Consider the following 12,321-nt stretch of genomic DNA (forward strand, 5'->3'; position numbering starts at 1 on the left):
CGCCTCCCGCTCACCTGATCGCCGGTCGTCCCTCACTCCTATCCCCGCACTTCACGGGCCGCAACCTCCCTTGTGAGCAAACGTCGCAGACATCCCAGACATCTGGAACGTTCCGGTCCCAGGCTGCCCTGTGAGATACCCAACTCCCCCGCGATCTCCCGGTAGGTGGGGTCCGCCGGGGACAGCAGCGCCGCCAGCAGCCGGGGGCAGCGGCCCGGCAGGCGGCGGACGGCTTCGTGCAGGGCCCGGCGGCGGGCGGCCGCGAGGGCGGCCTGCGCGGGATCGCGGCCGGGGTCGTCCACCGGCTCCACGGCGTACGGCCGCTCGCTGCGGGCCGTGCGGAGGGTGCGGCGGGCCTCGCGGCGGACGGCCGCGCGCAGCCAGCCGGGCGGGTCCTTCGGGGGTCCTTCGGCGTGGAGGCGTTCGAAGAGCCGCAACCAGACCGCCTGTTCCAGGTCGCCCGGCTCGGCGCCGCAGGCGGGGGCCTCCGCGGACGCCTCGGCGGCGAGCAGCGGGCGCAGGGCGGCGATCAGGCCGGGGGGCACGGCCACCGGGTCGGGTGTCCCGGCGGTCGAGTCTGGCGTCATACGGCGCGCTGGCGTCATACGGCACAGAACGCGGCCGCCCGGCTTCGGGTTGCCGGGCGGCCGTTTCCTCACCCCATCCGGGGCCGGGGCGTCAGCCGTTGACGAAGGCCTGGCGGGCCAGCAGGCCGGTGTCGGCGTTGTCGGTGAAGACGCCGTCGATACCGGTCGCGAAGTACGTCCTGAAGGCGCCGAAGACGTCTCCGTAGCCGTCGGGGTCCGTGCCCTTGCGGAAGCCCGCGGGCAGGAACGGGTTCTCGTTGCGCATGGTGTAGGGGTGCAGGATCAGGCCGACCGCGTGCGCGTCCTTGACCAGGGTGGTGGGCGTGGTGAGGTTGCCGCTCGCGTCCTTCGGGATCACCAGGTCGAGGGTGGGGCCGATGCCCTGTGCGTAACCGGCGATCTCGCGCAGGCCCTTCGGCGTGATCAGGTCGGCGACGGTGCGCGGGTCGCCCGCCTCGACGAAGTCCCAGGGGCGGCTGCCCGCCGAGGAGAGCAGGACGACCAGGGGGTTGTCGACCAGCGTGTTCAGGCGCTGGATGCTGGTCGGCTCGAAGGACTGCAGGATGACCGGTGAGTTCCGCTTGTCCTTGCCGTACTTGTGCAGCAGCTTGGCGACCCGCTCCTCCAGGCCCAGGCCCAGCTTGCGGAAGTAGCTGGGGTGCTTGGTCTCCGGGTAGATCCAGACCTGCTTGCCGCGCTTGCGGGTCTGCTCGTCCTGCCACTTCAGGACCTCTTCGAACGTGGGGATCTCCCAGCGGCCGTTGTAGAGGGTGTTGTGCGGGCGGTTGGCGGGGATGCGCTCGACCGCGCGGAGGGTCTTCAGCTCGGCGAGCGTGAAGTCCTCGGTGAACCAGCCGGTCGTGGAGACGCCGTCGATGACCTTGGTGGTCCTGCGGCCGGCGAACTCGGGGTGGTCCGCGACGTCGGTCGTGCCGCCGATCTCCGGCTCGTGACGGCAGACCAGGTGGCCGTCCTTGGTGGGCACCAGGTCGCCGGCCTCGACGATGTCGGCGCCGAGGTCGAGGGCGAGCTGGTAGGAGCCGAAGGTGTGCTCCGGGCGGTAGCCGCTGGCGCCGCGGTGGCCGATGATCGTCGGCACGGGCAGGCCGCCGGTGCCGCGTCCGGCCTGCTCGGCGGCCCGCGCCGTGCCGGACAGGGACAGGACCGCCCCGCCCGCGCCGAGCACCGCCGCGCCGAGCAGCGCCCTCCGCCCGGTCCCGCCCGTCTGCTTGTCCGACCCCTGCGTTGTCATGAGCGCCTCCTGTTATCGGCCCCTCGCCGTTGATGCCGGCCGATCGTAGGTGTGCGCCGGTGACCGGAGGGAGACCCCGGGCGGAACGCGCGGGTGACAGAGGATGGTCGTACGGGAACACCTGTCTGACGACCCGTCGGCCTCACCCCGGCGCGCGAGCGGGCGGCCGGCCGGGGGCGGCGGCCGGCGTGGGGCGCGGGCCGCGCTCCGCCGGACGCGCGACCTCCGTCACACCGTTCCGGTGGGGTTACGGCGGCGCGACGCGGCCCGACCGCAGGTGAAGACGGGTCAACACTGCGTAAGACCTGGGTGAACCGGCCGTGCCCGATGTGCGCGACGGCCGTGACCGCGAGTATCGTCCTCACCTGCACAGACTCGTACCGCATCCCTTGACTCCGGAGGGCCCGTTGTCCCGCTTCGCGCTCATCAAGGCAGTGCTCGGACCGATCATGCGCCTGATGTTCCGCCCACGGGTGGAGGGCGCGGAGCGCATCCCCGGCGACGGTCCGGTCATCCTGGCCGGCAACCACCTCACGTTCATCGACTCGATGATCCTGCCGCTGGTCTGCGACCGGCAGGTCTTCTTCATCGGCAAGGACGAGTACGTCACCGGCAAGGGGCTCAAGGGCCGGCTGATGGCCTGGTTCTTCACCGGCGTCGGCATGATCCCGGTCGACCGCGACGGCGGCAAGGGCGGTGTCGCCGCGCTGATGACCGGGCGTCGGATCCTCGAGGAGGGCAAGGTCTTCGGCATCTACCCCGAGGGCACGCGGTCGCCCGACGGGCGGCTGTACCGGGGCCGTACCGGCATCGCCCGGCTCACCCTGATGACGGGCGCGCCGGTGGTGCCGTTCGCCATGATCGGCACGGACAAGATCCAGCCGGGCGGTGCGGGGATGCCGCGGCCCGCGCGGGTGACCGTCCGCTTCGGCGAGCCCATGGAGTTCTCCCGGTACGAGGGGATGGACCGGGATCGGTACGTGCTGCGGGCGGTGACCGACTCCGTGATGACGGAGGTCATGCGGCTGTCGGGGCAGGAGTACGTGGACATGTACGCGACCAAGGCCAAGGCGGCGTAGGTCTCCGACGGTTGGCGGGGTGTCGGGTGCGGGTCGGATGTGGGGCTGTGCGCGGTTCCTCGCGCCCCTGAGGGTGGACGCCGGGGCGCGGGATTTCCGGTGCGGGTCGGATGTGGGGCTGTGCGCGGTTCCTCGCGCCCCTGAGGGTGGACGCCGGGGCGCGGGATTTCCGGTGCGGGTCGGATGTGGGGCTGTGCGCGGTTCCTCGCGCCCCTGAGGGCGGATGCCTGGACGTGGGACGTCGGGTGCGGGTCGGATGTGGGGCTGTGCGCAGTTCCTCGCGCCCCTGGGGGTGGACGCCTGGGCGCGGGATTTCCGGTGCGGGTCGGATGCAGTCCTGTGCGCGGTTCCTCGCGTCCCTGAGGGTGGACGCCGGTGTTGATCGTGTCCCTGAAGGGGGCTCAGTGTCGGGTTTCCAGATGTTGGCCTCGTAGGAGGAACCAGGAAGCCGCTGCTGTTGCCAGCAATACGGCGGCGCCGGTGCCGGCTGCCAGGGTGAGGCCGTCGACGAAGGCGTCGCGGGCTGCCGTCAGGGCCTGCTGCGCTGCCGCCGCGGGCATGTGCGCCGTGGCCTCCAGTGCTCCGCCGAGCGACTCGCGCGCCGCCGCGGGGGTGCCCGCCGGGGCCGGGAAGCCGCGGTAGACGCCCGTCACGATCGAGCCGAGCAGGGCGATGCCCAGGGCGGCGCCCAGTTCGTACGCCGTCTCGGAGACGGCTGAGGCCGCGCCCGCCTGTTCCTTGGGGACGCTGGAGAGGATCACGTCGGCGGTGACGGTGAAGGAGAAGCCGGCGCCCACACCGACCACCAGCAGGGCCGCGCCGAGCAGCGGGTAGCCGGTCGAGCGGTCCAGCGTGGTCAGCACGGCCAGCGCCAGGCCGACCGCCGCGAGGCCGCCGGAGACCACCGCCCGTACCGAGAAGCGGCGGGCCGCCCGCCCGGCGACCAGACCCGCCGCCACCGCGCCCACCGCGGCGGGCAGTTCGGCCAGACCCGCCTCGAACGGGGGCCGCCCCTGAACGAGTTGCAGGTACTGGGAGAGGAAGAACACCAGGCCGGACAGGCCGAGGACGGTCAGCAGGTCGGCCAGCACCGCAGCGCTGAAGCCGCGGTCGCGGAACAGACGCACGTCCAGCAGCGGGGCCGGGGAGGTCAGTTGGCGCCGTACGAAGGCGTACAGGGCGGCCGCGCCCAGCGCGCCGGAGACGAGCGGCGCCCAGGCGATGCCGTGCGCCGCGGTCTCCTTCACGGCGTAGACCACGCCGATGACGCCGACCAGCGACAGCACGACGCCGGGCAGGTCCCACGGACCGGGGTCCGGGTTGCGTGACTCCGGCAGCGTGCGGATGCCGACGACGACCAGGACCGCCATCACCGGCAGGTTGATCAGGAAGACCGAGCCCCACCAGAAGTGCTGGAGCAGGAAGCCGCCGGCGATCGGACCGACCGCCGTGCCGGCCGAGGCCGTGGCGCCCCAGATGCCGACGGCGAGGCTGCGTTCGCGCGGATCGTGGAAGATGTTGCGGATCAGCGCCAGGGTGGCGGGCATGAGGGTCGCGCCCGCGACGCCGAGCAGGGCGCGGGCCGCGATCATCGTCCCGGGCCCGGTCGCGAAGGCGTTCAGCACCGACACCGCGCCGAACGCCGCCGCGCCGCCGAGCAGGACGCGCTTGCGGCCGACGCGGTCGCCGAGGCTGCCCATCGTCACCAGCAGACCCGCGATGACGAAGGAGTAGACGTCGCCGATCCACAGCAACTGGGTGCCGGAGGGCTTGAGGTCCTCACTGATGTAGGGGGTCGCGAGACCGAGGACGGTCGCGTCGACGGCCACCAGCAGCACGGCGAGCACGAGGACGGACAGCGCGAGCCAGCGGCCCGGTCGCCTCACGGCCTCGGTCGTGTTCTTCCCCGGGCTCTCGGCTTCGCTCGAGCAGGGGGTGCCCCCACGCTGCAGGGTGCTGGTCATGATTCCTCTCTTCGTGATGCGTCCGCGTCTCTGCGCAGCGCGCCGCCGAGCAGCAGCTCGGCGATCATGTGGGTGAAGTCGTTGCGGGCCACGCGGCCGTCCTGGACGGCCCAGGCGCAGGAGGCGATGAGCCCGTAGAGCGCCTCGGTCAGCCAGACCGGGCTGAGGTCGAAGCGGAACTCGCCGGCCTGCTGGCCTCGTACGAACACGGCGCCGATGCGGGCGTCGAGCCGCTGCCAGCCTTCGCCGGGGCCGGCTTCCCAGAGCTGGTTCTCTCCGTAGAGGAAGGCGAGCAGTCCGGCGGCGGGCTGGATCTCGCGCACGAGCCTGCGCACGGCCTCGGTCGCGGTCCCCTCGTCCAGGCGGGCCGCGTCCAGGGCGGCGTCGCACTCGGCGATGCCGAGGGATTCCAGCGCTCGTACGAGCGCGTCGCGCCCGGCGAAGTGCCGGTGCAGGGTGGCCCGGCTGATCCCGGCGGCCTTGGCCACCTCGTCCATGGTGGCGGTGGACTTGCGGGTCAGCAGCGCGGCGGCGGTGCGCAGCACGTGGTCACGATCGACAGCCATGAGACGAGCATAGACCATGTGAGACATGAATGTCTCATGATGGATGCGTGTGGCTCAGGACCGTCGGTCGGCGGGGAGGACGGGAACGACGGGTACCACGGGTAAGGCGGGCACGACGGGTAAGGCGGGCACGACGGGTAAGGCGGGCACGACGGGTAAGGCGGGCACGACGGGTAAGGCGGGTACGACGGGGACGCTCAGTGCCAGGTGAGTCCGGCGCGCCGCTGCCAGTACGCCTGGGGGTCCTCGGCCTGCGCCGCCAGCCGGGTGAGCTGGTCGTCGTCGAGGTCCACGACGGCCGCGTGCAGGTTGGACGCGAGCTGGCCGAGCGTCGCGGCGCCGGAGAGGACGACGCCGGCCCAGGGCCGGCGCAGGACGAAGGCGAGGGCCACCGCGTCGCAGCCGAGCCCGGTCTCGGCGGCCACGGCCTTCAGCGCGTCCGGGGCGTGCGGGGCCGTGAGCCGTCCGTTGGCCATGCCCTCCTTGACGATCACCGTGAGCCCCGCGTCGTGCGCCTCGGCGAGGGCGGGGGCGGCGGACGTCTCCAGCACGTTGTAGGTGGCCTGGACGGTACGGAAGAGGGGTTCGCCGTCGACGGTCACGGCGAGCGCGGCGCGGATGGTGTCGGCCTGGGCCGGGCCGCTGGCGGAGAAGCCGACGGTGACGCCCCGGCCGGCCGCCTCGGCGAGCCTGGCGTGCAGTTCCTTGTCGGTCAGGGCCGGGCTGTCCGGGGTGACCGAGTGGATCTGGTAGAGGTCGAGCCGGTCGCCGAGCACTCCGTCGGTCTCGGCGCGCTGGCGCTCGTACGCGGCGAGGCTGTGGTCCTTGACCTCGTGGACCTCGGCGTCGGTGGTCCAGTCCGCGGTGTAGGTGTAGCCCCACTTGCTGCCGACCACCACGTCGCCGGCGTCGGGGTGGGCGGCGAGCCAGTCGGCGAGGAACTCCTCGGAGCGTCCGTAGGAGCGGGCCGCGTCGACGTAGCGCACGCCCTGCGCGTAGGCGGCGTCCAGGAGTTCGTGGGTGCGGCGGCGCATCGCGTCGACGTCGCGGGCGGCCGGGAGGTCCTGGTCCCGGCCCAGGTTGAGGTAGCCGGGGCGGCCGACGGCGGCGAGACCGAGTCCGATGTGGCAGGTCGGGGTGGTTGCTGAGGCCAGTCGGGCGAAGGGCATCGGCGGGCTCCGTTCGGTCGGCTCCTTGCGGCAGGGAACCAACGTAACCGCGCCGCCCGCCCCGCACGCGCGCGTGGGCGGCAGTGGGGGCAGGGCAGGGCAGGGCGGCGCGTGTCCGCGTGGAAACACCCTTCACGCGCCGCGTGGGAGCGGCCGGCTCCCACGCGGCGCGTGGCGGTCACTTCCCGTTCTTGGCGGTGGCCCACGCGTGCTGCGCCGCCACGTCCGCCTTGACCTCGGCCAGCTGGACGGCGACCGCGCTCGGCGCCGTGCCTCCCCGGCCGTCGCGGGAGGCCAGGGCGCCCGGCACGCTGAGGACGGAGCGGACCTCGGGGGTCAGGTGCGCGCTGATCTTCGCGAACTGCTCGTCCGTCAGCCCGTCGAGCTCCTTGCCCTCGGCCTCGGCGGCCTTCACGCACTCGCCGGCGACCTCGTGCGCCACCCGGAACGGCACACCCTGCTTGACCAGCCACTCGGCGATGTCGGTGGCGAGCGAGAAGCCGGCCGGGGCCAGTTCCTCCATCCGCTCGCGGTTGACGGTGAGGGTCGCCATCATGCCGGTGAAGGCGGGGAGCAGGACCTCGAGCTGGTCGCAGGAGTCGAAGACCGGCTCCTTGTCCTCCTGCAGGTCGCGGTTGTACGCGAGCGGCAGCGCCTTGAGGGTGGCGAGCAGTCCGGTCAGGTTGCCGATCAGACGGCCACTCTTGCCGCGCGCCAGCTCGGCGATGTCCGGGTTCTTCTTCTGCGGCATGATCGAGGAGCCGGTGGAGAAGGCGTCGTGCAGGGTGACGAAGGAGAACTCCTTCGTGTTCCAGATGATGACCTCCTCCGCGATCCGGGAGAGGTTCACCCCGATCATCGCCGTGATGAAGGCGAACTCGGCGACGAAGTCACGGGACGCGGTGCCGTCGATGGAGTTGCCGACGCTCCCGTGTTCAAAGCCCAGGTCCTTCGCCACCGCCTCCGGGTCCAGGCCGAGGCTGCTGCCGGCCAGCGCGCCCGAGCCGTACGGCGACACGGCCGTCCGCTCGTCCCACTGGCGCAGCCGCTCGGCGTCCCGGGACAGGGCCTGCGCATGGGCGAGGACGTGGTGGGCGAACAGCACCGGCTGGGCGTGCTGGAGGTGGGTGCGGCCGGGCATCGCCACGTCCGGGTGGGCCTCCGCCAGGCCGATCAGCGCGTCCTGGAGGTCGGCGATCAGGCCGCCGATGACGCGGGCGTGGTCGCGCAGGTACATCCGGAAGAGGGTGGCGACCTGGTCGTTGCGGGAGCGGCCCGCGCGCAGCTTGCCGCCGAGGTCGGGGCCGAGGCGTTCGAGCAGGCCGCGCTCCAGGGCGGTGTGCACGTCCTCGTCGGCGACCGTGCCCACGAAGTCGCCGGAGGCCACGTCCGCCTCCAGCCGGTCGAGCCCGGCGATCATCCGCGTCAGCTCGTCGTCCGTGAGCAGGCCCGCCTTGTGCAGCACACGCGCGTGCGCACGCGAGCCGGCGATGTCGTACGGGGCGAGCCGCCAGTCGAAGTGGACGGACGCGGACAGCTTCGCCAGGGCCTCGGCGGGACCGTCGGCGAAACGGCCGCCCCAGAGCCGTACGTCACCGCTGTTGCTGCTCACGTGGGTCGCTCCTAGAGAGATACGGATGTGCCGCCGCCTGCCGTTGCTTCCCGCAGCACCTTCTGCGGGGTGCAGGAGCAGCATGTGCATGAGTATGCAGACTTCTGCATGATTCGTCAATTTGAGGCGGCCGCACGGAGATTTCCAGAATGCCGTTGAACGCACGCAACCGCTTTCACGTACTCCCCACCGAACGCACGCCGGCGCCGCGTTTGTCAACCGCTCCTGACCCAAGTGAGGCATCCGCATGTCCAGGGCTCTTCCGAAGTACAACAAGCGTCGCGTGGCGGTCATCGGCGGTGCTGCCGCCGTGGTGCTGTCCGGGGCCGTGATCGCCGGTTCCGCTCTCGCCGGGGAGACGCCCAAGAGCAGCTCCGGCAACGCCCGCACCCTGGCGAGCCCGGGCACCATCACGTGCCCCGACGTCGCCTCGCGGCTGCCCGCGGTCCCCGCCTCCGCCAAGGCCGAGGTCGACCGCAACCTCGCCCTGCTCAACACCCAGATCCAGGAGGCCAACAAGCGCCTGGTCGACACCGTGGGCCAGGGCGGACCCAACTTCGTGAACAACGCCATCCTCGGCCCGCTCAAGGACAAGCGCGTCGCGACGGTCAACCGCATCGCGACGGCGATCGGGCGCACGGCGGCCAAGCCGACCGGCCTGGACTCCCTGGCGCCGTGCACCCTCAACGCGGGCGGAGTGACCGGCAACGGCAACGGCAACGGCAACGGCAACGGCAACGCAGGCAACACGGGCGGTGCCGGGGCCGCGACGCCCGCCGCGACCGCCGGGGCCGGCCAGCAGTCCGGCGCGAACGGTTCCGCGGCCGGCACCATCACCTGCCCCGACGTCGCCTCGCGGCTGCCCGCGGTCCCCGCCTCCGCCAAGGCCGAGGTCGACCGCAACCTCGCCCTGCTCAACACCCAGATCCAGGAGGCCAACAAGCGCCTGGTCGACACCGTGGGCCAGGGCGGACCCAACTTCGTGAACAACGCCATCCTCGGCCCGCTGGCGGACAAGCGGAAGTCGACCATCGACCGCATCGCGATCGCCATCGGCCGGACGGCGGCCAAGCCGACCGGCCTGGACTCCCTGGCCGCCTGCACGCTCACCAAGTGACGTGACAGGCGCCGCGGCCGCCCCGGTCATGCGCCGGCCGGGGCGGCGGCGGTCGGAACCGACCGGACCGGACCGGACAATTCCTTAGACAGTCGAAAGAAATGCGGTCATAATCGCCATCCGTGGGAAAGACTTATGAGCGCATAGACGGCAGGCTCCGCACGTTCATCGAGGCCCAGCCCCTCTTCTTCACGGCGACCGCCCCGCTGTCCGGCGACGGCACGGTCAACCTCTCCCCCAAGGGCCTCAAGGGCTCCTTCGCGGTGCTGGACGAACACACCGTGGCCTACCTGGACTTCGCCGGGTCCAACGCCGAGACGATCGCGCACCTCCGGGAGAACGGCCGGATCACCCTGATGTGGTGCGCCTTCCAGGGGCCGCCGAACATCGTGCGGGTGCACGGCCGCGGGGAGCCGGTCTTCCGTGACGACCCGCGCTTCGCGGACCTGCTCACCCGCTTCCCCGGCATCGATCCCGCCCCGCACGGCCTGCGCGCGATCATCGTCGTTCGGGCCGACCTGGTCCGCGACACCTGCGGCTACGCGGTCCCCTTCATGACGTACGAGGAGGACCGCGACCTGCACGGCAAGCGGTTCGCGCGCGAGGACGACGCCTCGCTGAGCGAGTACTTCGCCAAGAAGGAGCACGTGGCGACGAGCATGGACGGCCTGCCCGGCCTGCCCCTGCCACTGCCGCCCGCCGCGGCCCCGTGATGATCAGGCGGTCCTGAGCCGCACGGTGAACGTGGTCGAGCCCGGGCGGCTCTCCAGAGCGACGCTGCCGCCGTGCGCCTCCGCCACCGCGGCCACGATGGACAGCCCCAGGCCCGCGCCGCCGCCGGGGGCGTCCGTGCGGCGGCGGTCGGCGCGGGTGAAGCGCTCGAAGACGCCGGGCTGGACCTCCTCGGGAACGCCGGGCCCGTCGTCGTGGACCTTCAGTACGGCCCAGGGCCCGTCGGTCTCCAGCGACACCGTGACCTTCGTGCCCACGGGTGTGTGCACACGCGCGTTGGTCAACAGGTTGGCCAACACCTGTTGCAGCCGGTGCGCGTCGCCGGTGACCGTGACCGGCTCCTCCGCCAGCTCCAGGGCCCAGCGGTGGCCGGGGCCGGCGGCCCGGGCGTCCGTGACCGCGTCCAGGACCAGCATGGTCAGGTCGACCGGGAGACGTTCCAGCGGGCGGCCCGCGTCCAGACGGGCCAGCAGCAGCATCTCGTCCACCATCTCGCCCATGCGCCCCGACTCCGCGGCGATGCGCTCCAGGGCGCGCGTCACCTCCGGCGGCACCGGCCCGGGATGCAGCAGGGCGAGTTCGGCGTGGCCGCGGACCGAGGCCACCGGTGTGCGCAGCTCGTGGCTGGCGTCGGCGGCGAAGCTGCGCAGCCGTTCCTCGCTGGCGTGCCGCTTGGTGAGCGCGCCCTCGACATGGCCGAGCATGCGGTTGAAGGCGCCCGCGACCTGGCCCACCTCGCTGCGCGGGTCGGTCTCGGGGGCGCGCGGCGGCAGCGCCACCTCTCCGCTGGCCAGCGGGAGTTCGCTGACCCGGGTGGCGGTCGCCGCGACCCGGCTCAGCGGGCGCAGGGACCAGCGCACCCACAACGCGCCCGCGACGCCGGTGACGGTGAGGGCGAGCCCGAAGACGATCCCGGCGACCAGCACCAGGCGGTGGACCGTGGCCTGCACGGGCTCCAGCGGCAGCCCGGTGATCAGCACGTCGTCGTCGACGCCCCGCCACGCCCTGACCCGGTAGTCGTCCAGCGCGGAGAGCTCGACGGTGTGGCCCCTGCCGTCGGCCGGGACCGCGACGAGCTGCCGCTTGTCGCGGGAGGTCATCGGAACGGCCTTGATGCCGGTGGACCGCACGACGGCCGCGTGGGTGGGGACGCCGTCGACCAGCCGGGCACCGAAGGTGCCCATGGCCTGCCGGCGGGTGTCGCCGTGCTCGTCCCCGTCGCGGTCGTCGGGCAGCCGCGTCTTGTGCTCCAGGCTCTCCGGGAAGCGGACGCCGACCTCGGACAGCTGCTCGTCGAGCCGGCTGGTGAGGAAGCGGCCCACCCCGATCACCGCGGCCACGCCCACCGCGGCGCAGCTGACCGCCAGCAGCACCACCAGGCCGAACGTGAGACGGGCCCGGAGCGTGTGCAGCCCGGGGAACCGGAACAGGCGGAACAGCCGCCGCCCGCGCAGCCTCATCGGCTCACCGGCTTCAGCACGTACCCGGCGCCGCGCACGGTGTGGATCATCGGTTCGCGGCCGGCGTCCACCTTCTTGCGCAGGTAGGAGATGTACAGCTCGACGACGTGGGCGCGGCCGCCGAAGTCGTAGGACCAGACCCGGTCGAGGATCTGGGCCTTGCTGAGCACACGGCGCGGGTTGCGCATCAGGAAGCGCAGCAGCTCGAACTCGGTCGGGGACAGCTCGATCAGCTCCCCGCCACGGGTCACCTCGCGGGCCTCCTCGTCCATGACCAGGTCGCCGACGATCAGCCGGGGGCCGTCCTCCTGCTGCCGGGCCATGCCGGCGCGGCGCAGCAGTCCGCGGACCCGGGCGACGACCTCCTCCAGGCTGAAGGGCTTCGTCACGTAGTCGTCGCCGCCCGCGGTGATACCGGCGATGCGGTCCTCCACCGCGTCCCGGGCGGTCAGGAAGAGCACGCAGACGTCCGGCTTCACGCCGCGCAGGGAGCGCAGGACGGCGAAACCGTCGGTGTCGGGGAGCATCACGTCCAGGACGACGGCGTCCGGCATCAGCTCCCGCGCCGCGGCGGCGGCCGAGGACCCGTCGCCTGCGGACCGGACCTCCCAGCCCTCGTAGCGCAGGGCGCCGGACAGCACCTCGGCGAGGTCGGGGTCGTCGTCGACGACGAGGACGCGCAGCGGCGTGCCGTCGGGACGGGTGAGGGCCGGACGGCCCGAGCGGGTGGTGTTCATGGCCTTACCAGGATCCACCCTCCCCCGGCCGGCGGTCGACGGGCGA

At 72.6% G+C, this 12,321-nt stretch carries 11 protein-coding genes; 3 read left to right on the forward strand and 8 right to left on the reverse strand.

What is annotated here, in order from left to right:
• Window positions 1-38: 38 nt before the first annotated feature.
• Window positions 39-587, reverse strand: a complete 549-nt coding sequence (locus tag ACH4ZX_RS23065) for a sigma-70 family RNA polymerase sigma factor (protein ID WP_398275728.1) — start codon at window positions 585-587, stop codon at window positions 39-41.
• Window positions 588-678: 91 nt separating this feature from the next.
• On the reverse strand, window positions 679-1,839 hold the full coding sequence (locus ACH4ZX_RS23070) for a glycerophosphodiester phosphodiesterase (RefSeq protein ID WP_398275731.1): 1,161 nt from the start codon (window positions 1,837-1,839) through the stop codon (window positions 679-681).
• Window positions 1,840-2,246: 407 nt separating this feature from the next.
• Here ACH4ZX_RS23070 and ACH4ZX_RS23075 point away from each other — a divergent pair, with 407 nt between their 5' ends.
• Complete coding sequence (locus ACH4ZX_RS23075; protein ID WP_360756430.1) at window positions 2,247-2,918, forward strand: lysophospholipid acyltransferase family protein; 672 nt, start codon at window positions 2,247-2,249, stop codon at window positions 2,916-2,918.
• A 401-nt stretch (window positions 2,919-3,319) separates the two neighbouring features.
• On the opposite strand, the gene ACH4ZX_RS23080 is transcribed toward ACH4ZX_RS23075, so the two are convergent.
• From ACH4ZX_RS23080 to argH, 4 genes are all read right to left on the reverse strand, one after another.
• Window positions 3,320-4,882, reverse strand: coding sequence for an MFS transporter (locus tag ACH4ZX_RS23080; RefSeq protein WP_398275734.1), 1,563 nt, complete (start codon window positions 4,880-4,882; stop codon window positions 3,320-3,322).
• Window positions 4,879-5,448 (reverse strand): TetR/AcrR family transcriptional regulator, encoded by a 570-nt coding sequence (locus ACH4ZX_RS23085; protein ID WP_398275737.1) that lies wholly within the window; start codon window positions 5,446-5,448, stop codon window positions 4,879-4,881. Before ACH4ZX_RS23085 ends, ACH4ZX_RS23080 begins: the two co-directional genes overlap by 4 nt.
• 197 nt (window positions 5,449-5,645) lie before the next feature.
• Complete coding sequence (locus ACH4ZX_RS23090; protein ID WP_398275740.1) at window positions 5,646-6,617, reverse strand: aldo/keto reductase; 972 nt, start codon at window positions 6,615-6,617, stop codon at window positions 5,646-5,648.
• 178 nt (window positions 6,618-6,795) lie between these two features.
• Entirely contained in the window at window positions 6,796-8,229 is a 1,434-nt protein-coding gene (argH, locus tag ACH4ZX_RS23095; RefSeq protein WP_398275743.1) for an argininosuccinate lyase, read from the reverse strand.
• A 247-nt stretch (window positions 8,230-8,476) separates the two neighbouring features.
• On the opposite strand from argH, the gene ACH4ZX_RS23100 reads away from it, so the two are divergent.
• Window positions 8,477-9,346, forward strand: coding sequence for a hypothetical protein (locus tag ACH4ZX_RS23100; RefSeq protein WP_398275746.1), 870 nt, complete (start codon window positions 8,477-8,479; stop codon window positions 9,344-9,346).
• A gap of 122 nt (window positions 9,347-9,468) precedes the next feature.
• Complete coding sequence (locus ACH4ZX_RS23105; protein WP_398275749.1) at window positions 9,469-10,059, forward strand: pyridoxamine 5'-phosphate oxidase family protein; 591 nt, start codon at window positions 9,469-9,471, stop codon at window positions 10,057-10,059.
• A 3-nt stretch (window positions 10,060-10,062) separates the two neighbouring features.
• On the opposite strand, the gene ACH4ZX_RS23110 is transcribed toward ACH4ZX_RS23105, so the two are convergent.
• Together ACH4ZX_RS23110 and ACH4ZX_RS23115 are read right to left on the reverse strand one after the other, a co-directional pair.
• Window positions 10,063-11,538 (reverse strand): sensor histidine kinase, encoded by a 1,476-nt coding sequence (locus ACH4ZX_RS23110; protein WP_398275752.1) that lies wholly within the window; start codon window positions 11,536-11,538, stop codon window positions 10,063-10,065.
• Window positions 11,535-12,275 carry a response regulator transcription factor gene (locus ACH4ZX_RS23115; protein ID WP_398275755.1) on the reverse strand — a complete coding sequence of 247 codons (741 nt, stop codon included), beginning with the start codon at window positions 12,273-12,275 and terminating at the stop codon, window positions 11,535-11,537. Before ACH4ZX_RS23115 ends, ACH4ZX_RS23110 begins: the two co-directional genes overlap by 4 nt.
• Window positions 12,276-12,321 lie beyond the last annotated feature (46 nt).

It is taken from the genome of Streptomyces sp. NPDC020490 (genome assembly GCF_044335305.1).
Taxonomy (GTDB): domain Bacteria; phylum Actinomycetota; class Actinomycetes; order Streptomycetales; family Streptomycetaceae; genus Streptomyces.